The following is a 23,165-nucleotide window of genomic DNA, read 5'->3' as shown; positions in this document are numbered from 1 at the left end:
GCGATTTTCGTCGATGGCGGTGTCCGCTTAGATTGGTCCCAGCACTTTATGCGCAATATGCGACGCCGTGATCGCAGCCGGAAATCCCACATAAAACGCGAGATGGGTGATCAGCGCGCTGAGTTCTGTTTTTGTGACGCCGTTGTCGAGGGCGCGGCGCAAATGGGCCGGTAGCTCATCGGTGCTGCCAAGGGCAATGAGCGAGGCGACAGTCACAGGGCTTCGGTCGCGTTTGGAAAGTTCGGGATCTTCCCAAACCTTATCGTAGAGGGGACTTTCGACGAGTGCCGTGAGTTTCGGTGTGAAAGGGCGTGCGGCTTCACGCGGGCTTTTCATCTCGTCCATAGCGTCCTCACGAATCCATTTTCAGCGCGGCGATAAACGCTTCCTGCGGGATTTCCACTTTCCCGAACTGGCGCATCTTCTTCTTGCCGGCCTTCTGCTTTTCGAGAAGCTTGCGCTTGCGGGTGGCGTCGCCGCCGTAGCATTTCGCCGTCACGTCCTTGCGCAAGGCGCGCACCGTCTCGCGCGCAATGATCTTGCCGCCGATCGCCGCCTGGATCGGAATCTGGAACATATGCGGCGGGATCAGCTCTTTCAGCTTTTCCACCATGACGCGGCCGCGCATTTCCGCCCGGTCGCGATGGACCAGCATGGAGAGCGCATCGACCGGTTCGGCATTGACCAGGATCGACATTTTGACGAGATCGCCCTCGCGGTAATCGGTGATGTTGTAGTCGAAGCTGGCGTAGCCTTTCGAGATCGATTTGAGGCGATCGTAGAAATCGAAGACGACTTCGTTCAGCGGCAGATCATAGACCGCCATCGCCCGTGCCCCGACATAGTTGAGATCGACCTGGACGCCGCGCCGCTCCTGACAGAGCTTCAGGACCGCGCCGAGATAATCGTCCGGCGTCAGGATCGTCGCGCGGATCCACGGCTCCTCGATGCGCTCGATCCTAGACGGGTCGGGCATATCGGCGGGATTGTGCAGCGAGATCGTCTCGCCCGAGCGCATCACGAGCTGATAGACGACAGACGGGGCGGTCGCGATCAGGTCGAGGTTGAACTCGCGCTCCAGCCGTTCCTGAATGATTTCGAGATGCAGCAGGCCGAGGAAGCCGCAGCGGAAGCCGAAGCCGAGCGCCGCCGAGCTCTCCATTTCATAGGAAAAGCTCGCGTCGTTGAGGCGCAGCCTGCCCATCGCCGAGCGCAAATCCTCAAAATCCGCCGCGTCCACCGGAAACAGGCCGCAGAAGACGACGGGCTGCGCCGGTTTAAAGCCGGGCAGGGCCTCGGCAACAGAATGTCGTTCGTCGGTAATCGTATCGCCGACGCGCGTGTCGGCGACCTGCTTGATCTGCGCGGTGATGAAGCCGATCTCGCCGGGGCCGAGTTCCTCGACATCCTGCATCTTCGGCCGGAAGACGCCGATGCGGTCGATCACATAATGGGCGTCGGTGCCCATCATCTTGATCTTCTGGTGCTTCTTCATCACGCCGTCGAAAACGCGCACCAGCACGACCACGCCAAGATAAGCGTCGTACCAGGAATCGACGAGCAGTGCTTTCAACGGCGCCTTGGCATCGCCCTTCGGCGGCGGCAGGCGCTTCACGATGGCCTCCAGCACGTCCTCGATACCGAGGCCGGTCTTGGCCGAGATGAGCACGGCGTCGGAGGCATCGAGGCCGATGACATCCTCGATCTGCTGCTTGATGCGCTCGGGCTCCGCCGCCGGCAGATCGATCTTGTTCAGAACCGGGACGATCTCGTGCCCGGCGTCGAGCGCGTGATAGACGTTGGCGAGCGTCTGTGCCTCGACGCCCTGGCTCGCATCGACGACGAGCAGCGAGCCTTCGCAGGCCGCCAGCGAGCGCGAGACTTCGTAGGCGAAATCGACGTGGCCGGGCGTGTCCATCAGATTGAGAATGTAGGTCTCGCCATCCTTGGCATTGTATTGGAGGCGCACCGTCTGTGCCTTGATGGTGATGCCGCGCTCGCGCTCGATATCCATCGAGTCCAGGACTTGTTCCACCATATCCCGTGCGGCCACCGTGCCGGTCGTCTGGATCAGCCGGTCCGCCAGGGTCGATTTGCCGTGATCGATATGCGCGACGATGGAGAAATTGCGGATATTTTCGAGCTTGGTCATGCGTCGCGGGATAGCAGGCGCCCCACGCGAAAGAAAGGCGTGCGTTGCACGATCGCGGGGATTGTCCCGGCAACATTTTGGGGCCATCCCGCCGGGCCGCCCGCGCTTTTATTGCCCGGAGCGTCGGGCACCGGGAAAATTCGGTTCGCGCCGCGGCCGCGGAGGGGAGAAAAATCTACGGCTCAGCTTGACAGATCGGTAAGTGAGTGGTCACTTACGACCATGCAACCGACCCGGCTTTCGCGCGACGATCGTCGCCAGCAGATCCTCGAGTGCGCACTGCCGCTCTTCGCCCGTCACGGCTTTGGCGGGACGACCACCCGGCGGATTGCCGATGCCGCGGGGATTTCGGAAGCGCTGCTTTTCAAGCACTTCCCGACTAAATCGGCGATCTATGCAGCTATTCTGGCGGACATCTGTACCGCCGATCCAGGTCTTGCCCGGCTGCGGGCCGAGCCGCCCTCGACGCGCACGCTGGCGCTGATCGTGCGTGGCATGACGCATTATTTCATCTCCGCTGCGGATGGTTCGGATGCCGAAGGCAATCAGAAGCTGCGGCTGACCTTCTCGAGCTATCTCGAGGATGGTGAATTCGCCAAAATATTGTTCGACAAGGTCGAACAGGTCATCGCGCCGATTTTCATCAATTCGCTCGATCATGCCATCGCAGTCGGCGACGCCACGCGCGGCGGCGCCAATTCGCGCAATCTCTTCTGGTTTGCGCATCACACGCTCTGCACGCTGGCGGCGACGCAAATGCCGCTGCTGCCCTCGCTCGACTATCCGCCGCCTGTCGAGCTGGAACGCGAAGTCTGCATCTACATCCTGCGCGGGATCGGCCTCACCGATGCCGCGATTGAGATGCATGCCGCTCTCGATATCCCCTTTGGAAGTTTCGAAGCCTCCGTATTGGAATTTGCCAGATGACGCTCTCTGCCGAAACCGAAGTCTCCGCCAGAACGGCCTATCGCAAGCCCAAGACCGACAAGCCGGTGCGCACCAAGCTCTGGTTCTCGATCATGGTGGTGCTGATGGCGCTGCTCGTCGGGGTGTTCTGGGGCTTCAACCAGTTTCGCAATCATATGATTGCGCAATTCTTCGCGAATATGAAAATGCCACCGGCGACGGTCAGTGTCGCGGATGTCAAAAGCGAGGTTCTGCCCAATCTCCTGACCGGCATCGGCGATGTCGTCGCGGTGCATCAGGTCAATGTGACGAGCGAAGTTTCCGGCCGCGTCGTGAAAATCATGTTCGAGCCCGGCACGCATGTGAAAAAAGGCCAGCCGCTCGTCCAATTGTTTGACGAGCCGGAACAGGGTGATCTCGCCAGCTTCCAGGCGCAGGCCGTGGGCGCAAAACTCTCGCTCGACCGCGCCAAGGCACTCGCGTTGCGCCAGTTCGGCCCGCAAGCGACAGTCGACGATCAGCAAGCAACCTACGATCAGGCCATGGCGGGCATCTCCAAGACCAAGGCGATCATCTCGCAGAAGCTGATCCTTGCACCGTTCGACGGCGAGCTCGGCTTGCGTCACATCGAAGTTGGTCAGTTCCTCAATGCTGGCACGCAGATCGTCACCCTCACCGATCTGTCGGTAATCTGGGTGAATTTCACCGTGACGGAAAAGAACAGCGCTCAACTTAAACTCGGACAGACCGTCAATATCAGCGTTGATTCTTATCCAGGCCGCGTCTTTACCGGCAAGATCACCACGGTCGAGCCGCAAGTCAGCACGGACACACGCAACATCGAGGTCCAGGCGACGTTCGAGAATCCCGACCATGCGCTGAAGCCGGGCATGTTCGCCACCGCGACGATCGTGTTGCCTTCGGAGGCGCCTGTCATGACGGTGCCGGAAACGGCTGCGGACTATTCGCTCTATGGCGATTCCGTCTTCCTCATCAAGAAATCGCAAGGTGCCGACGGCAAGCCGGCACTGACGGCCGAGCGCACCTTTGTGAAAACGGGTGAGCGCATCGACGGCCGCGTGGTGATCGCGAGCAAAGACATCAAGCCTGGCGATCAAGTCGTCGCCGTTGGCCAGATCAAGCTGCAGTCGGGCGTGCCGGTCGCGATTTCAAGTGATCCGCCGCCGAAGATTCCGGCCGAATCCAGCCCCTATTGAGCGGCGGAGTCCGAGATGGCTTTTACTGATATTTTCATCAAGCGGCCGATTCTGTCGCTTGTCGTCAGCCTGCTCATCCTGCTGATCGGCATCAACGCCGGCCTGCATTTGCCAGTGCGCCAATATCCGAAATTGTCGAACACGGTGATCACCGTGACGACGAGCTATCCCGGCGCTTCGCCTGACCTGATGCAGGGCTTCATCACGACGCCAATCGAGCAGGCGGTCGCCTCGGCCGAAGGCATCGACTACATGACGTCGCAGTCGGTGCAGGGGACAAGCACGATCTCCGTCTACATGAAGCTCAACGCCGATCCCAATCAGGCGCTGACCGACGTGATGGCGAAGGTCAATCAGGTCAAATATCAGATCCCGAAAGCCGCCAACGACCCGATCATCATCAAATCGACCGGCCAGACCACGGCCGTCATGTATATCGGCTTCTCGAGCACCGAACTTTCCGGCTCGGCGATCTCGGATTACCTCACCCGCGTCATCCAGCCGTTGATGTCGACGGTCGACGGCGTTGCCTCGGCTGACATTCTCGGCGGCCAGACCTTTGCGATGCGCTTGTGGCTCGATCCGATCCGCATGGCTGGCCGCGGCGTCTCCGCGGCGGAGGTTGTCGCCGCAATCCAGGCCAATAATTATCAGGCGGCTTCCGGCCAGACGAAGGGCTATTACACCGTCTCGAACGTCACAACCAATTCGGACCTGACCGATATCGATCAGTTCAAGCGGATGATCGTAAAGTCTAAGGACGGCGGCCTCGTCCGCATCGAGGATATCGCTAAGGTCGATCTCGGCGCGCAGAGCGAGGATTCGAGCGTCGCGTTCAACGGCGAACACGCGATCTTCATTGGCGTGCAGGCAACGCCGGAAGGCAATCCGCTGACGATCGTGAAGGGCGTGCGCGCACTGTTCCCGACCATCGAACGCAATCTGCCGCCCTCGCTGCAGATGAAGGTCGCCTACGATTCGACCAAGTTCATTCAGTCTTCGATCGACGAGGTGGAGCACACGCTGATCGAGGCGGTGCTGATCGTCGTCGTGGTTATCTTCCTGTTCCTCGGCTCGTTCCGCTCCGTGCTGATCCCGGTCGTCACCATTCCGCTGTCGCTGGTCGGCGCCTGCGCGATGATGATGATCATGGGGTTCAGCCTCAATTTGCTGACGCTGCTGGCGATGGTGCTGGCGATCGGCCTCGTCGTTGACGATGCCATCGTCGTCGTCGAAAATATTTACCGCCACGTCGAAGAGGGCAAGACGCCAGTGCAGGCGGCGCTGATCGGCGCGCGTGAAATCGTCGGGCCCGTCATCGCCATGACCATCACGCTTGCCGCGGTTTACGCGCCAATCGGATTCCTCGGTGGGTTGACCGGCATCCTGTTCCGTGAATTCGCCTTCACGCTCGCCGGCTCGGTCGTGGTTTCGGGTATCATTGCGCTGACGTTGTCGCCGATGATGTGTTCGGTGCTGCTCAAGCAAGGCGAGCCGAGCCGCTTCGCGCAGATCGTCGACAAGGTTTTCAGCGCGGTGACGGGCTGGTATGGACGCCGCCTCGACCGTTCGCTCAACTATCGCGCGGCGACCGGCCTTTTCGCGGCGACGATTCTCGGCCTCGTCGTCTTCCTCTACATGCATTCGAGTTCCGAACTCGCGCCGGAAGAAGATCAGGGCATCGTCTTTGCTCTGACCAAGACGCCGCAATACGGCAATATCGATTACGCCGATTATTACGGCGCGGAGCTCGACAAGGCTTTCGCGACGTTCCCCGAGACGGATCTGCGCTTCGTTCTCAATGGCACACCGTCGCCGAACCAGGGCATTTCCGGCATGTTGTTGAAGCCTTGGGACGAGCGCAAACGCTCGGCCATGGCGATCAAGCCGCTGGTGCAAGCGAAACTGTCGGAAATTCCGGGCGTCAATGCCTTTGCCTTCAATCTGCCGGCGCTGCCTGGCGGCCCCGGCGGCTTGCCGATCCAGATGGTCATTAATTCAACAAGCGGCTTCTCCAACATTTATACCGAGATGGAGAAGATCAAAGCGGACGCGCGTAAAAGCGGGCTCTTCATCGTCACGGACAGCGATCTTCAGTTCAATCAGCCCGTCGTCCGCATCAAGATCGACCGCAGCAAGGCGAGCGACCTCGGGCTGACGATGCAGCAGATCGGCGACACGCTCGCGCTGATGATGGGCGGTAATTACGTCAACTGGTTCAACCTCCAGGGCCGTTCCTACGAGGTGATCCCGGAGGTGCCACGCAGCTTCCGCCTGACGCCCAAGCTTCTATCGACGTACTATGTGCCGTCACTGACGGGGGCGCAGATTCCGCTTTCGACCGTCGTATCGATTTCGACCGGCACCGATCCGAATGCTCTGACACATTATAACCAGCTCAATTCCGCGACCTTCCAGGCCGTGGCGATGCCGGGTGTCACGATGGGCACCGTCGTTAACTTCCTTGAGGGCGAGGCGAAAAATCTGCCGGCGGGCTTCAACCACGATTATCTCGCGGATTCGCGTCAATTCGTGCAGGAAGGCAATCAGCTTGCGGTCACCTTCTTCTTCGCGCTCATCATCATCTTCCTGGTGCTCGCGGCGCAATTCGAAAGCTTGCGCGATCCGCTCGTCATCATGATCAGCGTGCCGATGGCCATCAGTGGTGCGCTCGTACCGCTTTTCTTCGGCGTGGCGACGATCAACATCTATACGCAGGTTGGCCTCGTGACGCTCATCGGCCTCATCAGCAAGCACGGCATTCTGATGGTCGAGTTTGCACGCGAACTGCAGATTCATGAGAATCTTGATCGCGTCGAGGCGATCAAGAAAGCCGCTCGCGTCCGTCTGCGGCCGATCCTTATGACCACCGCGGCGATGGTAACCGGCCTCATTCCGCTCGTCGTCGCCTCTGGTGCTGGCGCCGCGAGCCGCTTCTCGATCGGTCTCGTCGTCGTCAGCGGCATGTCGATCGGCACGATGTTTACGCTCTTCGTTCTGCCCGCGGTCTATACGGTGCTGGCAAAGGATCATCGCGCGGAAGCAAACTCGACGCGCCGGAAAGAGATCGCCGCGGTCGATTTTGGTCCCCGTCCGGCGCCCGCAGAATAACGCGGGCGTCTACGCGACGTCTGGCGATTGCGCGCTGCCGGTTAAAGTGCCGTCGAGCAGCGCCGAAACTTCGGCCTGCATGTGTGGCGGCACGGGCGCCTCCGCCCTGATCGGCGGTTTATTCTTGTAAAGTGGGATTTCGATTGCCCGCGCGAGCAGATGCAGGCGCGAGTCCCGCTCGCCATGACCATAAATCGGATCGCCGAGGATGGGGAAACCGTTTGCCGCGCAATGGACCCGCAATTGGTGCGTGCGGCCAGTCAGCGGTGTGAGCGCGAGCAGCGTCTTCTCAAGTCCACGCGCGAGAACCCGCCATCGCGTCTGCGCCGTCTGGCCAAGCGGATCGACTTTCATCCACCAGCCGCGCGTCGCATCGAGCCGTCCGAGCGGCTGATCGATCATGCCGTCGTCATCGTGCGGGCCGCCTTCCACCACCGCCCAATAGGTTTTGCCGATCTTCCCCTGCTTGAACAGAAGTCCAAGCTTTTCGAGCGCCTTGTGATGCCGGCCAAGCACGAGGCAACCAGCGGTATCCCGATCGAGCCGGTGCGCCAGCGCCGGGTCGCGCGGCAGGCCGAAGCGTAAAGTCGAAAAACCGGCCTCAAGCGAGATGCCGCCCTTGGGGCCGCGATGCACCGCGATGCCGGCGGGCTTGTTCAGCACGAGCATCAAGGCGTCGCGGTAAAGCAGGCGTGTTTGCAGGTCGTCCAGGCACGCGCCGGTCATGTCCAAGCCTCGAGGGGAACATATAGCAGGTTGCAGCGTTTAATAGACATCATCACGCAGTCGTACGCTGACGATTTTTGAATCCAAGAGGTTTGGACAAGAGGTTTAGACATGCCGCGTGAATTTCGTTCACAAGCTGAATTGCGGGAAATTTGTCTCGACGCATTGCGCGGGCGTGAAGGCTTTGAAAACGTCGACGATATTCTCATTCAACCACGCGATGCCTCCGCCGGCGGCACGAATTGGACGCTGGCGGGATTTCGGCCGCGCGTCGACAATGCGGCGCTCCGCGGCGCCCGCGATGTGATCAGCGAACTCTGCCGTTCCTATCAACTCCGCGTCAGCGATGCCGAGGGCGAGAGTTCTCACGGTAAATAGGCCCGAGTCATTGGGTCTTCCAAGATTGCGGTATCCTGCTTTTCAGCCTATGCGTTGAACTGAGCCGCGCGTGCGGTGTTGAAGGACAAGATATCCAGTGACGCATACCCATATTTTGGGGACGGGATCTTACGCACCGTCGCGCATCCTCACCAATCACGATCTTGAAAAGATCATTAATACTTCGGATGCGTGGATCACCGAACGTACGGGGATCAAGGAGCGTCGCATCGCGGCCGACGGCGAGGTGACGTCGGATATGGCGGTCGCGGCAGCGCGCAAGGCCCTGGAAATGGCAGAAACCGATCCAGCCGATCTCGACATGATCATTGTCGGGACGATCTCGCCCGATATGCCGATGCCATCCTGTGCCGTCTTCGTTCAGGCGAAACTTGGTGCGACGCGGGCTTTTGCGTTCGATCTTTCTGCCGCGTGTGCAGGCTCGCTCTATGGCATGGCGATTGCCGATCAATTCATCCGCACGGGCAGCGCGCGCCGCGTCCTCGTCATAGGCGCGGAGCTTTTGAGCCGCCTCGTCGATTGGGAGGACCGGAGCAGCTGCGTTCTCTTTGGTGACGCGGCTGGCGCGATGGTGCTTGGTCCGTCGCCGGACCCGGGGCGCGGTCTGATTTCGACGCATCTCCATTCCGATGGCACCGCGGCTGGCATGCTCTCGATTCCGGGGGGCGGCAGCAAACATCCACAATCCGAGGACGTGCTGGCAAAAAAACTCAATAAGATTTCGATGAATGGCCGGGAAGTCTACAAATACGCGACCCGCGCGTTGCCCGAAGTCATTCTTGAGGCGCTCGCCGCCAATGGCCTCAAGCCGGGTGCAATCGATCATGTCGTCACGCATCAGGCGAATATCCGCATCGTTGAATCGGTCGTCGACCGGCTCGGCATTCCGCGCGAAAAATGCTGGCTGAATATCGATCGCTACGGCAATACGTCGAGCGCGTCGTTGCCTATCTCGCTTGATGAAGCGAATCGCGCCGGGCGTTTGCGGCCTGGCGATCTCGTGGCGATGATGGCGATTGGCGCCGGGATGGCATGGGGCAGCGCGCTCGTCCGCTGGTAGTAGACATAACTTACTGAAAAATATTGTCATTTTTGATCACCTTTTTACCATCGTGGTATGGGTTCCTTTCTCGTCTGGTCCTGTTAACCTGAGCCGTCGATTGTGCCGATGCTGGCCTCGGGGGGTCCGTAGGCTGAGCACAATGCATGACGGGAAATGCCTTGCCGTTAGATGGCGCCCGTGCGGATGGTTCGCGCCCTCCGCTGCTAAAACCAAAACCTATGATCGTCGGGTTTGGCATTCTGCTGATCCTGCTGGCGACGTTCGGTGCTATTTTGTCGGTGCGTGAATTTCGCATCCGCGACGTTGCGGAGGCGCGGCGCGAATTGATGGCGCTCGATCTTTTGTTCTCGCAAGAAACGCAGCGCACGATGCAGAGCGTCGATCTCGTTCTGTCGAGCCTTCAGGACGATCTGACGCTGGGCGGTATCACCAAGCCGCAAGACATCATCCGCAAGCGCGCCAGCGTCGAGATGTTTCTTCTGCTGAAATCGCGCATCGTCGGCATTCCGCAAATCCGCGAGGCCAGCCTCATAGGTCCGGACGGCAAGCTGATCTGCACAACAAAAACCTATCCAGCGCCGAACCTAGACTTTTCGGATCGCGATTATTTTCTTGTTCTGCGCGATACACCGATCAGCGGGTCTTATCTCAGCCAGCCGGAATATAATGCGAGCACAAAGACCTGGTCGATCTATCTCGCGCGTCGCGTCGATGATGCCTCGGGACACTTCATCGGTGTCGTCGCCACGGCCATCGATCTGACCTATCTCGAAAATCTCTACAAGACGCTGCAGATCGGCGATTATGGTGCGGTGAGCCTATGGCGCAGCGACGGTACGCTGCTGGCGCGCTACCCTGCGTCGGGCTCGATCGGGCAGATCTACAAGATCAAATCCTTTGAAGGAATTTTGCAGCCGGGAACGCCGGTCACTTTTGAAGCGACAGACACGATCGACAGGCCGGAGCGGATCGTCGCGACGATGGCGGTCGACGAATTTCCGCTTGTCGTCAATATTTCGCGGCTGAAGAGCCATGTTCTGGCGGATTGGCGCCAGGCGCGGCTTCTCATCGCTGTCGGAACTTTCCTGTTCGGCATTGCTCTTTGCTGCGTACTCTGGCTGCTCGTTCGCCATTTCAACACTTACGATGCGTTGACGGCCGCTGACCGCGAGCGCAGCAAGGCAATTGCGGAGCGCGAACGGGCCGAGGCGCAATTGCGCCAGGCGCAGAAACTCGAATCGATCGGCCAGTTAACGGGCGGCATCGCGCACGACTTCAACAATCTCCTGACCGCGGTGCTCGGCAATCTTGAAATGCTGAAGCGCCACACGGAGAAAGGCGATGCACGGCTCAATCGTTGGGCGAATAATGCGTTCGATGCAGCCAAGCGGGGCGCCGTTCTCACCCAGCGACTGCTCGTGTTTTCGCGGCGGCAGCCGCTTGAGCCGCGCGGCGCGAAGATCGAGAGCGTCCTCGGCTCGATGTCGGACCTGCTGCGACGGACGCTGGGGGAAAACATCGAGATCGTCACAACGACGGAGCCCGGTCTCTGGCCGGCCTTTGCCGATCTCAACCAGCTCGACAATGCGATTCTCAATATCGCGATCAATGCACGTGACGCAATGGATGGGCGCGGCCGCCTGAGCATTAACGCCAGCAATTGCCAATTCGCGGAAGGGCAAACCGACGAGCCCGAAATCGCGCATGGCGAGTATGTGTTGCTGGCGATTGCCGATACCGGCAAGGGAATTGAAAAAGAGGTTCTGGATCGCGTCTTCGAACCGTTCTTTTCGACGAAGCCAACGGGACAGGGGACGGGTTTGGGCCTCAGCCAGGTCTACGGCTTCATCAAACAAATCGGCGGCCATGTCCGCATCGAAAGCGTGCTGATGCAGGGCACGATTGTTCGGCTTTATCTGCCGCGTGCGCAGAATGAGGAGCCGACAATCGAAGCGCCGGCCACAGAGGCGTCACCGCAAGCGCGGGCGGGCACTGTGCTTGTCGTCGAGGACGATGCAGAGGTGCGCGTCTATTCAGCCGAAATTCTTCGTGACCTCGGCTTCGACGTGCGGGAGGCGAAGAACGCCGCGGAAGCCATGGCGATCCTGCGCAGCAGCATCGAGCTCGCGCTCTTGTTCAGCGACGTCGGTCTGCCGGGCGTCACTGGTGCTGAACTCGCCGAAGAAGCCATAAAACTGCGGCCCAATCTGAAAGTCTTGCTGACCACCGGCTATGTTCAGGACTCGACGATCGAACGTTGCCGCTTCGTCTACGGCATTCAGGTTTTGCCGAAACCGTTCACGCGTGCCGAACTTTCGGAAAAGATCACAACCACTTTGACTCCCGCGCGGCGCTACGCCCACTCGTAAGCAGTCTAGCCCTGGGTAGCGGCGATACGCGCGCGCGCGTCGCTTTGGCGATCTGGGCAAAGACGGGTCCCCAATTGCCGCGCTCCGTCTGGCGGAACAGCCGCATCGTCGGATACCAGGGCGATTGCGTGCCAGCAGCAAGCCAGCGCCAATCCGGCGCGTGGCGAAGTGCGAGAAACACTGGACGCCCGAGGGCGCCGGCGAGATGTGCGATCGACGTATCCGACGTGACGATCAGATCGCAATTTGCCATCACCGCAGCGGTATCGAGGAAGGCATCGGGCCCGGCATCGAAATCTGCGCCGAGCGTTTCGACGGGAAAGTCCGTGGCGAAATCCGGCGTGGAATCCTTCATCAAGCTGATCAAGCGAGCGCCCGGGATCGCGGCCAATTCGGCGAAACAGGCGAGCGGCATATTGCGTTTCAGATTGATCTTGAGATTGCCCTGCCGACAGATGCCAATGCGAAAGCCGTGATGTCCGAGGCGCTCTGCCCAAGTGGCAACCCGCGCTGGTTCGGCGTGGAAATAAGGCACGCTGGCCGGTACCGTCGCGAGCGATGTGCCGAAGGCGAGCGGCAGGCTCATCAGGGCGCTTTGGTAATCAAAGCCATCTTGCACCGGCGCATTATCGACGAAGCGCGGCGGCGTCGGCATGGTCGAAAGCAGCCGGAACATGGACTTGCGGCCGAAAAGCGTGACCTCCGCACCTTGCGCCGTTAACAGCGGCAGGTAGCGGCAAAATTGAATGAGATCACCAAATCCTTGTTCGTCCCAAACGAGAATACGCCGCCCTTGGAGCGGCTCACCGCGCCAGTGTGGCAATGGCGAGATGAGTGTTTTTGGCGGGGCGTTGCTGCGCTCCCAGCGACTTTCGAAAGCCGCAAAACCTTGCACAAGATCGCCTGCGCTGAGCAGCGCCCCGGCGCGATTGTTGCGCGCGTCGGGATAATTGGGTTTCAGCCGCAATGCTGCATCGAAGGCCTGCATCGCTTCGTTGAGGCGGCCAAGTTCTTTCAGCGCGACACCACGACTCGACAAGACCTCCGGATAGGCCGGACGCAATGCCAACGCCTTGTCATAGCTTGCGAGCGCATCATCGAGGCGGTCCTGCTCCTGCAGGACGTTGCCGCGATTGAGCCAGGCCTCGGCATAATCCGGGCGAGCCGCGACGGCGCGATCAAGAAAGACGAGCGCGGTCTCAAGGTCGCCGAGACGCTGGTGTGCAGCGCCGGAAATACACAACGCTTGTGGATGGGCCGGATCCTGCGTCAAAATCTCGGCTGCGGCGCTGCGCGCCATCTCCGTGCGGCCAAGGGCGAACAGGACATTGGCGCGGTTGACCTGCGCCTGGCGAAAGTCTGGCCGTAACGCGAGCGCGCGCTCGTAAGACGTAACGGCTTCGTTCAATCGCCCCATGTCGCTGAGTGCATTGCCACGATTGCAAAATGCTTCGGGATAGTTCGGCTTTTGCGCAAGAGCCGCATCGAAATCGCTGATCGCTTCGGCCAGGCGGCCGATCTTTTGCCGCGCGATGCCGCGATTGTAATAAGCCTGCGGATAATGCGGCCGCAAATGGATTGCGCTGTCGTAGCAGCTCGCGGCTTCCACGTGCCGCCCGAGTTTTTGCAGCACATTGCCGCGATTGACTTCGTTTTCCGGCAGATTGGCGTCGCATCGCGCGGCAGCCTCGTGATCGACCAATGCCGCCTCGTAACGCTGCATCTTCTGCAGGACACAGCCACGATTGAAATAGTTGACGGCCTCGCCGGGCCGCAGCGCAATCAAGGCGTCAAAGTCTTCAAGCGCCTCATCCAGACGTCCTGCCTGTTCAAGCAAGGCGCCGCGATTGCGCAGCGTCTCGCAATAATCTGGCTTTATTCGCAGCGCGCGATCATAGGCGTCGAGTGCCGCATCTATCTTGCCGAGGTTTTGCAGCAGGACGCCGCACATATGCGCGGCTTCGGCATCGGCGGGATTGTCGCGAACGATGGCCTGGAAGCAGGCAATCGCCTCGGGCGCGCGGCCAAGTCTTTGCAGGGCCACCCCGCGGCCCTTGCGGGCTTCCAGATGAGCGGGGTTAAGGCGCAGTGCTTGCTCGAACCAGCCGAGGGCCGAGGCGGCATCGCCAATGTTGAAATAGAACAGACCGAACACATGGCTTGCGGCGTCGCTGGTCAGGGCAAGATGCTGCACCTCATCGAGGTGTGCGCAGGCTTTGGCGGTTTCGCCGGCACCGAGACATGTCAGCGCCTCATTTACAGCGCTCTGAAGCTGCGCCGGGGCGTGATCAGCGACCGCATGCAGGTCCGTCTTGGCTTCGGCCAGTGCGCCACCCATAGAAATGCCTTTGCTCTTGAAGCAGTGGCAGTGAATCTGAACAATCTTTCCCGGGGCTGACGCCGCCTGCACGGCTTGCGTCCGGGCCTTCGGCCGGCCATCTTCAGGGTTGAGGAAGATGCGGGGGCGGGCCATAAAGGCAGATGACGGAACGGTTTGACCCTTCGCGCAACGCGCTTGCCTCCGATAACAGCGCTTTTGGGCTGCTGAACGAGCGCTCGCGCGAGATTTTCCGCCATATCGTCGATTCCTACCTGACCTACGGCGGCCCGGTCGGGTCGCGTCAGCTTTCGCGCCTTTTGCCGATGTCGCTGTCGCCGGCCTCTGTTCGCAATGTCATGCAGGACCTTGAGGAACTCGGGCTGATCTACGCGCCCCATATCAGCGCGGGCCGGTTGCCGACCGAGCGCGGTTTGCGTTTCTTCGTCGATGCGATGCTCGAAATCGGCGATCTTGGGCAGGACGAACGTGCGCAGATCGAAGCGCAGGTGCGTGCCTCATCCAAGGAACATGCGCTCGATGCCGTTCTGAGCGATGCGATGAGCATGTTATCGGGCCTGACGGGTAGCGCCGGCGTGGTCGTCACGACCAAAGAGAATGCACGGCTCAAACATATCGAATTCGTCCGCCTTGATCCCGAGCGCGCCCTGGCCGTGCTTGTCGCGGCTGACGGCTCGATTGAGAACCGCGTCGTCCAGACGCCGCGTGATCTGCCAGCGTCGGCGCTGATCGAGGCCGGCAATTATCTGAACATGCGCATCGCCGGGCGCACCATCATTGAAACCAAGGCCGAGATCGAAGTGGGCCTCGCGGCGGCAGAGGCTGAACTCGGCGAACTGACAGCGCGGCTGGTGGCCGCCGGTTATGCAAGCTGGATCGAGACGAGCACGCAGGGGCAACAGCTCATTGTTCGCGGGCAGGCCAATCTGCTCGACAATCTGACCGCGCTTGAAGATCTGGAACGCATCCGGCTGCTTTTTGCCGATCTCGAAACTCAGAAAGACGTCATCGATCTCTTGAGCCGCGCCGAGGGCGGCGAGGGTGTGCGGATTTTCATCGGCTCGGAGAACAAGTTGTTCTCGCTCTCCGGCTCATCGATGATCGCGGCGCCCTTCCGCGACGATCAGCAGCGCGTCGTTGGCGTGCTCGGTGTCATCGGCCCCACACGGCTCAACTATGCGCGCATCGTGCCGATGGTCGATTATACATCGAAGATCATCGGCCGTCTGGTGCATGGATCTTAGGCGCGACTTTCATTCCGCCTTCTTCAGCAATGCTTTCAATTTGTAGAGTGCTGCCTGGGCGTCGCGCGGCGAAAGCTCATCGGGTTCGATTGCATCGAGCGCCTCTTCGACTTCGCTCGGCACGGGCACCGGAGGTGGGGGCGGCGCCGCGGCGAAGAGCGGCAGGTCGGCAATCGGCTTGACTGTCTTGCGGCGGTCGCCGGCCTCGAATTCAGCGAGAAGCGTTTGCGCACGCTTCACGACGGCGGATGGCAGACCCGCGAGCTTCGCCACTTGAATGCCATAGGAACGATCCGCCGCGCCCGCGATGATCTCATGCAGGAAGACGACATCGCCCTTCCAATCGGCAACGCGCATGGTCAGATTGACGACACGCGAAAGCTGTTTGGCAAGATGCGTCAATTCGTGAAAATGCGTCGCGAACAGCGCGCGTGATTTGTTCTTGCCGTGCAATTGCTCCATCACCGCCCAGGCAATCGCAAGGCCGTCGAAAGTTGCTGTGCCGCGCCCGATCTCATCGAGAATGACGAGCGAGCGTTCCGTCGCTTGATTGAGGATCGCCGCTGTTTCGACCATTTCGACCATGAAGGTCGAGCGGCCGCGGGCAAGATCGTCGGCCGCGCCGACGCGTGAAAAGAGGCGGTCGACAATGCCGATCTTGCAATGCTTTGCCGGAACGAACGAGCCCATCTGCGCCAGCGCGGCGATTAGTGCGTTCTGCCGCAGATAGGTCGATTTGCCGGCCATGTTCGGGCCGGTGATCACGGCAATGACGCCCGGCGCGCTTCCGGAACCGGAAAGATTGCAATCATTGGCGACGAAAGGCTTGCCCTCGCGTGCAAGCGCGGCTTCGACAACGGGGTGGCGTCCGGCTTCGATGACGAAATTGAGTGAAGTATCGATCTCCGGCCGGGTCCAGCCGCGCAATTCGGCGAGATCGGCCAGCGCCGCCGCGACGTCCAGCGTTGCGAGCGCCTCGGCCACGGCTTTGAGCACGGGTTCGGCGTCCAGAATTTGCGCACTGAGCTTGTCGAAAATTCCCAATTCGCGTGCCAGAGCCCGATCGGCCGCGGATGACATTTTGGCTTCGAGTTCGGCAAGCTCCGTTGTCGAAAAGCGCATTGCGTCGGTCATCGTCTGCCGATGCACGAAGGTCGTGTTGAACGGTGGCTTGAGAAGCTTCTCGCCCTGTGCTTGCGGGACTTCGATAAAGAAGCCGAGAAAATTATTGTGCTTGAGTTTCAGTTGTTTGGTTTCCGCCAGCGCCGCATAGCGCGCCTGCAATTCGGCGATGATCCGCCGGCTCTCGTCACGCAACCCGCGCAATTCGTCGAGCTCGGCATCGTAGCCGCGCTGGATGAAATTGCCGTCACGCGCCTTCAGCGGCAATTCGTCGGCAAGTGTCTCAGCAAGATGCGCCGCGATCGCTGGATCGGCGCGCGACGCATTTTCAGCAATCTCGCGCAGATCATCCGGCAAGCCTTCGATCGCCTGCAGACGCGCTGAAATAGTTTGGGCAGCTTGCAGGGCATCGCGGATGGCTGCAAGGTCTCGCGGCCCGCTGCGTTGCAGGGCGAGCCGCGACAGCGGCCGCGGCAGATCGGGCGCAGATTTCAGGCAGACGCGCAGATCGTCACGCAGGCCGCGATCATCGCGGAGGAACGCAACGGCATCGAGCCTGCGCTGGATCGCATCGACATCCGTGAGCGGGCCCGCCAGCCGCTCGGCGAGAAGCCGGCCGCCGCCCGGCGTCACGGTCCGGTCGATGGCCTCAAGCAACGCGCCATCGCGGTGGCCGGAGAGCGTCCGCGTCAATTCGAGATTGGCGCGGGTGGCGGCATCGATCTCCATATGCGCATCGAAGCGCATCCGGCTCGGCAGGCTCAGAGCGGGGCGGGCGCCGCGCTGCGTGCGTTCGATGTAGAAAATCGCCAGCGCGGCCGCGAGCCGCTCTGTCGGCGAAAAATTGCCGAGACCGTCGAGCGTCGCGAGGCCGAAATAATCCTCCAGCCGCCGGGCTGCGGTGGCGGGATCGTCATGCGCGCCACCGACCGGCGAAAGTGGAATGCGCATGTCGGTGACGAGACGCGAGAAATCGGCATCGCCACAAAGCACCTCCGGCGCGACGATCTCCGAAGCATCGAGGCGTGCGATCTCGGCGCTGAGGGCTGGGGCGGCAACTTCCGTCACCGCGAACGCGCCCGTCGAAATATCGACGCTGGCGATGCCGAACGTTGCGTTGGCGTCGCGCAATCCGACGATGGCGAGCAGGCAATTGGCCCGCGCCGGATCGAGCAGGCTTTCCTCAGTGATCGTGCCGGGCGTGACAAGACGGGTGACAGCACGGCGAACGACGGCCTGGTTGCCGCGCTTTCTGGCTTCGGCGGGATCTTCCGTCTGCTCGCAGACTGCCACCCGATGGCCCAGCGCGATCAGGCGGGCAAGATATTCGTCGGAGCGGTGGATCGGCACGCCGCACATCGGAATATCGCGGCCGAGATGCTTGCCTCGATGCGTCAGCACGATGCCGAGCGCGCGCGAAGCGACCTCCGCATCCTCGAAGAACATCTCGTAGAAATCGCCCATCCGGTAGAACAGCAGGCAGTCCGGATTGGCGGCCTTGATCTCGATAAACTGCACCATCATCGGCGTGATCTTGCCGGCGGGTGCGGGATCGATGATGATGCGCTTCTGCATGGGCGGAGCTTAGCAAAGCCCTGGCGCCGATGCACGGGCGCGGAAGAGATATGCAGAGTTTAACGCAGCGTCAGATCGTGACTTGATCAGATCGTGACTTGCGCACCGAGTTCGACGACGCGGTCCGACGGAATCGAGAAGAATTCGGTCGCGTCGATCGCCTGCCGGGAGAGGGCGATGAAAAGATTGTCCTGCCAGCCCGGCATGCCGGAATTGGGTGAGGCCTTGATGGTGCGCCGCCCCAAGAAGAACGACGTCGTCATGATATCGAATTTGTGGCCGGACTTGCGCAGTAGCGCCAGAGCGGCCGGAATACGCGGACTTTCCATATAGCCGAAATGCACGGTGACGGTGGTGAAGTCCGGCGACAATTTATGGATTTCGTAGCGGTTGGCGGCTGGCACGCGCGGCGTGTCTTCCGTGCGTACCGACATGAGCCAGACGTGCTCGTGCAGCACCTTATTATGCTTGATGTTGTGCAGAAGCGCCGAAGGCGCGGATGTCAACTGATTGGTCAGGAAGATCGCGGTTCCGGGCACGCGCGTCGGTTTCGATTTTTCCAGCATCGGGATCAATTCCTTCAGCGGGATCGAATCGCGTTGCATCTTCTCCGCGAGCAGCGCATTGCCGCGCACGAAAGTCCACATCGCGAGCATCGAACAGCCGGCGATGCTCAACGGCACCCATCCGCCGTCGACAACCTTCACGAGATTGGCGGCGAAGAAGGTGAAATCGACCAGGAGGAAGATCGACACGAAGGCGATTGCGCCCCAGAGCGGCCACTTCCACATCCGCCAGACGACGACGAAGGCAAGCGCCGTCGTCACAACCATCGTACCCGAAACGGCAATGCCATAGGCTGAGGCTAAAGAGTCGGATTTCTTGAACAGGACGACTAGGAGAAGCACGCCAATCAGCAGGATGCGGTTGACCTTCGGGATGAAGATCTGGCCTTCCTGCGTCGCGGACTTGTGCTGGACATCCATGCGCGGCAGCAGGCCGAGCTGAATTGCCTGCCGCGTCAGCGAGAAGGCGCCGGTGATGACCGCCTGGCTGGCGATGACGGTTGCAATCGTCGCCATGATCACCAGCGGCAGAAGCGCCCAATGCGGCGCCAACAGATAAAATGGATTTTCGACTGCCGCATGATTGGCGAGCACCAGTGCGCCCTGGCCAAGGTAGTTCAAGGTGAGCGCGGGCAGAACGAAGAACAGCCACGCGAGCTGAATTGGTTTGCGGCCGAAATGGCCCATGTCGGCATAAAGCGCTTCCGCGCCAGTGACCGCAAGAAAGACTGACCCGAGAACGATAAAGCCGACGAGGCCGTGGCCGAACAAAAAGGCGATGCCGACTAGAGGATCGAAAGCGATCAGAATCCGCGGCGCGTCGGGGATGTGTATGGCGCCGAGGAATCCGATGACGATAAAAAAGATCACCATCATCGGGCCGAAGAAGGTGGCGACGCGCGCCGTACCGTGCCGCTGGACGGCAAAGATGGAAATCAGCACGACAATCGTCAGCGGTAGAACATAGTCGCTGAAAACAGGCGTCGCGACGTTCAGACCTTCAAGCGCGGACAGAACCGAAATCGCCGGCGTGATGATCGCATCACCCGAAAAGAGCGCCGCGCCCGCGACACCCAGAAAGAAAATTGGCGCGGCGCGGCGGCCGAAAGCCGTTTGCGCCAGCGCCATCAACGAGAGCGTGCCGCCTTCGCCCTTGTTGTCGGCCCGCATGAGGAACAGCACATATTTGGCCGTGACGGTGAAAAACAGCGCCCAGAGCAGCAGAGAGACGGTGCCGGTCACGCTCTGCTCAGTGATCCGATGGGCGGCATTGCCGTGTTTAACGGATTCACGCAGCGCATAGAGCGGGCTCGTGCCGATGTCGCCATAGACCACACCGATGGAACCGACGGCTAGGCCGAAGATCCCGCTCTTATGATCAGACTGTCCGCTGTTGGGAACGATTGGCCCGCAGTCGGCCGAGCTGGCGGCCTTGTCTTGCGCGGTCGCTACCATTCAAAAAAGCCCTCAATCCGGACGCTGGCATGACGTTACCCGGATAGGGGCAAGTCGGATGCCAAACGGCGGAGCGACCGGTTGGTTGAGCGCGGTCGGCGGCGGCATATAGCGTTTTCCCCCGGCCGCGAGAAGCGGAATCGTCCTCAATCGCCCAAACAAGCATCATCAACTGCTTTCGCGTTGTAAATGGTCCACGTTTGGCTTCCAGCCTTTGGAACCGTTGGAGCTTGCCCGTTGGCGCATCGCCTGCCAATTCAGGGGGATGCAAAGTTCCGAAGCCAAGCTTCCGGTTTTCGAGGTTCTGCCGCAGATTGAGGCGGCGCTTCGCAATCACGCGTCCGCCGTGCTCGTGGCGCCGCCGGGCGCCGGCAAGACGACCATCGTCCCGCTCGCCCTGCGGGAAAGCGGTTGGGCCGCCGATAAAAAGATTATCGTGCTTGAGCCGCGGCGGCTCGCCGCGCGGGCGGCCGCCGAACGTATGGCGGCCTTGCTCGGCGAAAACGTCGGCGAAACAATTGGCCTGCGCATGCGGCTGGTCTCGCGCGCTTCCGCCGCAACGCGGATTGAGGTCGTCACCGAAGGCGTGTTTGCTCGCATGATCCTCGATGATCCAGCTCTCGCCGGCGTCGGCGCGGTGATCTTCGATGAATATCACGAGCGCTCGCTCGACGCGGATTTCGGTCTAGCGCTGGCGCTCGATACGCAGACGCATCTGCGGCCGGATCTGCGGCTTCTCGTCATGTCGGCAACGCTCGACGGCGCGCGCGTCGGCCGCTTGCTCGGCGCTGACGTGCCATTGATCGAAGCGCAGGGTCGCGCCTTTCCGGTCGAGACGATTTATCTCGGTCGCGATCCGCAAGAACGGATCGAACCCGCGCTCCTGCGCGCCATCCGCAAGGCGCTCGCCGAGGAATCCGGCTCGATCCTTGTCTTTCTGCCGGGGCAGGGCGAAATCACCCGGTTGGCCAATCTGCTTGACGAGGCGATCCGCGACCCATCGATTGAGATCGCGCCGCTTTATGCTGCGCTCGACCGAGCGGGGCAGGATCGCGCCATCACGCCGACACCCCCCGGCCGCCGCAAGATCGTGCTCGCAACCTCGATTGCCGAAACTTCTCTCACGATCGAAGGCGTGCGCGTCGTAATCGACTCCGGCCTCGCCCGCGTACCGCGCTACGAGCCGGACCGCGGCCTGACGAGATTAGAGACCGTGCGCGTCTCCCGCGCCGCGGCCGATCAGCGGCGCGGTCGTGCCGGACGCACGGCGCCGGGCATCTGCTACCGGCTTTGGCAGGAGGCCGCGAACGGCGCGCTTGAGGCGTTTGCGGCGCCCGAGATTCTCAATTCCGACCTGAGCGGCTTCCTGCTCGATTGCACCGCCTGGGGCGCGCGCGACCCGGCGCGGGATCTGCGCTTTCTCGATCCGCCGCCGGAGCCCGCGATCAAAGAGGCGCGGACTTTGCTGGCGTCTCTTGATGCGATTGACGGAACTGGCGCCTTGACGGATGCGGGCCGCGCCATGCGCGCGATTGCGCTGCCGCCGCGCCTCGCTCGCATGCTGGTCGAAGCCAAGGCGAGCGGCGAGGCGGAGCTTGCAGCAGAAGTGTCGGTGCTTTTGACCGAACGCAATCTCGGTGGCGCCGCGGCCGACCTCGTGGCCCGGATCGAGCGCTTTCGCCGCGAACGTGGCGGCCGCGCGGACGATGCGCGCAAGCTCGTCAGGAGCCTAATGAAGCAAGCCAACGCGGACGGGGGCCGCACGGAGGCGACAGACGCGGGGCGCCATCTCGCCGCGGCCTTTCCGGATCGCATTGCCAAGGCGCGCGGCAAGCCGGGCGAATTTTTGATGGCGAATGGCCGTGCTGCGGCGCTCGAACCGCACGATACATTGGCCCGCGAGGCCTATCTCGCGGTTGGCGAAATCTCCGGCCGCGCGGCGGCCGCGCGCATCCTTCTCGCCGCGCCGCTCACACTCGCCGAAATCGAAACGCTCGCGGGAGCGGACATCGTGACACGCGATGACTTGCAATATGATGCTGTGCGCGAAAAGATCGTCGCGCGTCGCCAGCGTCGTCTCGGCGCTTTGATTCTCGCCGAACAGACATTGAGCGCGGCCGAGCATCCGGACGCCGCACGCAGCCTCGCCGAAGGTATCGCGCAATCGCATTTTACACGCCTGCCGTGGAGCAAAGCGCTCGGCCAATGGCGTGATCGGGTGAACTTTCTGCGCACGAATGAAAATGATGCGGCTTGGCCTGACCTGTCCGACGCGGCGTTGCAGGCAAGTGCTGCAGATTGGCTTGGGCCATATCTGGCTGGCAAGGCGGCTCTTGGCGACATCGAAACCGCCGATCTCGAAGCGGCTCTGCACGCGCTTTTGCCTTACGATATGCAAAAGCGGCTTGAGGCTGAGGCACCAACGCATTTCGAGACGCCGGCCGGTTCACGCATCGCCGTCGATTACGCTGCCGAAAATGGCCCGCTTGTTTCGGCGCGCGTGCAGGAATTCTACGGCCTCGACCAACATCCGTCGCTCGCCAAGGGCAAGGTGCCGCTGACGCTCGAATTGCTGTCGCCGGCGCATCGGCCGGTGCAGATCACCCGCGATCTGCCGGGCTTCTGGCGCGGCTCTTGGACTTCAGTGAAAACGGATATGAAAGGCCGCTACCTGCGCCATCTTTGGCCCGACGATCCGGCCAAAGCAACACCAACGACTCGCGCAAAACCGCGCGGGACATAGGAATTCGGAAACAAAATTTCTCGCGCATTAAATTGTTTGCGAAAATGCTCGTGTGTGCCGTTGCATCATACGCACTAAGCGTGGGATTCGCCGCGACAACAATGTCGCACTATCGAAAAATGAACGCGCCAAAGCTCAGCGCTTCGATGATTGCTTCGCATTTGCGCGATCGCGTTAGC

General features: G+C 61.1%; 14 protein-coding genes. 8 read left to right on the top strand and 6 right to left on the bottom strand.

Annotated elements, in window-relative coordinates; genetic code table 11:
- Positions 1–27 precede the first annotated feature (27 nt).
- Together WDN02_RS00620 and lepA are read right to left on the bottom strand one after the other, a co-directional pair.
- Positions 28–345 carry a carboxymuconolactone decarboxylase family protein gene (locus tag WDN02_RS00620; protein ID WP_337291660.1) on the bottom strand — a complete coding sequence of 106 codons (318 nt, stop codon included), beginning with the start codon at positions 343–345 and terminating at the stop codon, positions 28–30.
- Between the two features lie 7 nt (positions 346–352).
- On the bottom strand, positions 353–2,152 hold the full coding sequence (lepA, locus tag WDN02_RS00615) for a translation elongation factor 4 (protein ID WP_337291659.1): 1,800 nt from the start codon (positions 2,150–2,152) through the stop codon (positions 353–355).
- Between the two features lie 222 nt (positions 2,153–2,374).
- Here lepA and WDN02_RS00610 point away from each other — a divergent pair, with 222 nt between their 5' ends.
- Genes WDN02_RS00610 through WDN02_RS00600 form a run of 3 tightly spaced genes read left to right on the top strand, consistent with a single transcriptional unit; the run spans position 2,375 to position 7,386 of the window.
- Positions 2,375–3,079 (top strand): TetR/AcrR family transcriptional regulator, encoded by a 705-nt coding sequence (locus tag WDN02_RS00610; protein WP_337291658.1) that lies wholly within the window; start codon positions 2,375–2,377, stop codon positions 3,077–3,079.
- Positions 3,076–4,275 (top strand): efflux RND transporter periplasmic adaptor subunit, encoded by a 1,200-nt coding sequence (locus WDN02_RS00605; protein WP_337291657.1) that lies wholly within the window; start codon positions 3,076–3,078, stop codon positions 4,273–4,275. The genes WDN02_RS00610 and WDN02_RS00605 overlap by 4 nt, the downstream gene beginning before the upstream one ends.
- 15 nt (positions 4,276–4,290) lie before the next feature.
- Positions 4,291–7,386 carry a multidrug efflux RND transporter permease subunit gene (locus WDN02_RS00600; protein WP_337291656.1) on the top strand — a complete coding sequence of 1,032 codons (3,096 nt, stop codon included), beginning with the start codon at positions 4,291–4,293 and terminating at the stop codon, positions 7,384–7,386.
- Between the two features lie 9 nt (positions 7,387–7,395).
- Here WDN02_RS00600 and WDN02_RS00595 read toward each other — a convergent pair whose 3' ends face one another.
- Positions 7,396–8,112: an RNA pseudouridine synthase gene (locus WDN02_RS00595; protein ID WP_337291655.1), complete on the bottom strand. Its 717-nt coding sequence runs from the start codon at positions 8,110–8,112 to the stop codon at positions 7,396–7,398.
- A 111-nt stretch (positions 8,113–8,223) separates the two neighbouring features.
- Here WDN02_RS00595 and WDN02_RS00590 point away from each other — a divergent pair, with 111 nt between their 5' ends.
- The 3 genes from WDN02_RS00590 to WDN02_RS00580 all read left to right on the top strand — a co-directional run bounded on the left by WDN02_RS00590 (position 8,224) and on the right by WDN02_RS00580 (position 11,943).
- On the top strand, positions 8,224–8,490 hold the full coding sequence (locus WDN02_RS00590; RefSeq protein ID WP_337291654.1) for a hypothetical protein: 267 nt from the start codon (positions 8,224–8,226) through the stop codon (positions 8,488–8,490).
- Positions 8,491–8,587: 97 nt separating this feature from the next.
- On the top strand, positions 8,588–9,571 hold the full coding sequence (locus tag WDN02_RS00585; protein ID WP_337291653.1) for a beta-ketoacyl-ACP synthase III: 984 nt from the start codon (positions 8,588–8,590) through the stop codon (positions 9,569–9,571).
- A 221-nt stretch (positions 9,572–9,792) separates the two neighbouring features.
- The gene (locus WDN02_RS00580; RefSeq protein ID WP_337291652.1) at positions 9,793–11,943 is read left to right on the top strand and encodes a cache domain-containing protein; all 2,151 of its coding nucleotides are present in this window, start codon (positions 9,793–9,795) and stop codon (positions 11,941–11,943) included.
- On the opposite strand, the gene WDN02_RS00575 is transcribed toward WDN02_RS00580, so the two are convergent.
- Positions 11,900–14,281 (bottom strand): tetratricopeptide repeat protein, encoded by a 2,382-nt coding sequence (locus tag WDN02_RS00575; RefSeq protein ID WP_337291651.1) that lies wholly within the window; start codon positions 14,279–14,281, stop codon positions 11,900–11,902. The genes WDN02_RS00580 and WDN02_RS00575 overlap by 44 nt on opposite strands.
- 143 nt (positions 14,282–14,424) lie before the next feature.
- Here WDN02_RS00575 and hrcA point away from each other — a divergent pair, with 143 nt between their 5' ends.
- Positions 14,425–15,525 (top strand): heat-inducible transcriptional repressor HrcA, encoded by a 1,101-nt coding sequence (hrcA, locus tag WDN02_RS00570; RefSeq protein WP_337291650.1) that lies wholly within the window; start codon positions 14,425–14,427, stop codon positions 15,523–15,525.
- A gap of 9 nt (positions 15,526–15,534) precedes the next feature.
- Here the strand turns inward: hrcA and mutS are convergent, their stop codons facing one another.
- Complete coding sequence (mutS, locus tag WDN02_RS00565) at positions 15,535–18,222, bottom strand: DNA mismatch repair protein MutS (RefSeq protein WP_337291649.1); 2,688 nt, start codon at positions 18,220–18,222, stop codon at positions 15,535–15,537.
- An 86-nt stretch (positions 18,223–18,308) separates the two neighbouring features.
- Entirely contained in the window at positions 18,309–20,243 is a 1,935-nt protein-coding gene (locus tag WDN02_RS00560; protein ID WP_337291648.1) for a potassium transporter Kup, read from the bottom strand.
- 265 nt (positions 20,244–20,508) lie between these two features.
- Between WDN02_RS00560 and hrpB the strand changes: the two genes are divergently transcribed.
- Positions 20,509–22,986 carry an ATP-dependent helicase HrpB gene (gene hrpB / locus WDN02_RS00555; RefSeq protein WP_337291647.1) on the top strand — a complete coding sequence of 826 codons (2,478 nt, stop codon included), beginning with the start codon at positions 20,509–20,511 and terminating at the stop codon, positions 22,984–22,986.
- Positions 22,987–23,165 lie beyond the last annotated feature (179 nt).

The organism is Methylovirgula sp. (genome assembly GCF_037200945.1).
Lineage (GTDB): Bacteria > Pseudomonadota > Alphaproteobacteria > Rhizobiales > Beijerinckiaceae > Methylovirgula.
The sequence above is the reverse complement of the archived record's forward strand: the minus strand, read 5'-3'. Positions and strand labels throughout refer to the sequence as shown.

What these genes read in the sequence shown, in the direction of transcription:
- WDN02_RS00610 (WP_337291658.1), top strand. Translation starts at nt 2,375, where the DNA reads ATGCAACCGACCCGGCTTTCGCGCGACGATCGTCGCCAGCAGATCCTC.
- hrcA (WP_337291650.1), top strand. Translation starts at nt 14,425, where the DNA reads ATGACGGAACGGTTTGACCCTTCGCGCAACGCGCTTGCCTCCGATAAC.
- WDN02_RS00620 (WP_337291660.1), bottom strand. Translation starts at nt 345, where the DNA reads ATGGACGAGATGAAAAGCCCGCGTGAAGCCGCACGCCCTTTCACACCG.
- WDN02_RS00590 (WP_337291654.1), top strand. Translation starts at nt 8,224, where the DNA reads ATGCCGCGTGAATTTCGTTCACAAGCTGAATTGCGGGAAATTTGTCTC.
- WDN02_RS00600 (WP_337291656.1), top strand. Translation starts at nt 4,291, where the DNA reads ATGGCTTTTACTGATATTTTCATCAAGCGGCCGATTCTGTCGCTTGTC.
- mutS (WP_337291649.1), bottom strand. Translation starts at nt 18,222, where the DNA reads ATGCAGAAGCGCATCATCATCGATCCCGCACCCGCCGGCAAGATCACG.
- WDN02_RS00605 (WP_337291657.1), top strand. Translation starts at nt 3,076, where the DNA reads ATGACGCTCTCTGCCGAAACCGAAGTCTCCGCCAGAACGGCCTATCGC.
- WDN02_RS00560 (WP_337291648.1), bottom strand. Translation starts at nt 20,243, where the DNA reads ATGGTAGCGACCGCGCAAGACAAGGCCGCCAGCTCGGCCGACTGCGGG.
- WDN02_RS00580 (WP_337291652.1), top strand. Translation starts at nt 9,793, where the DNA reads ATGATCGTCGGGTTTGGCATTCTGCTGATCCTGCTGGCGACGTTCGGT.
- hrpB (WP_337291647.1), top strand. Translation starts at nt 20,509, where the DNA reads ATGCAAAGTTCCGAAGCCAAGCTTCCGGTTTTCGAGGTTCTGCCGCAG.
- WDN02_RS00575 (WP_337291651.1), bottom strand. Translation starts at nt 14,281, where the DNA reads ATGGGTGGCGCACTGGCCGAAGCCAAGACGGACCTGCATGCGGTCGCT.
- WDN02_RS00595 (WP_337291655.1), bottom strand. Translation starts at nt 8,112, where the DNA reads ATGACCGGCGCGTGCCTGGACGACCTGCAAACACGCCTGCTTTACCGC.
- lepA (WP_337291659.1), bottom strand. Translation starts at nt 2,152, where the DNA reads ATGACCAAGCTCGAAAATATCCGCAATTTCTCCATCGTCGCGCATATC.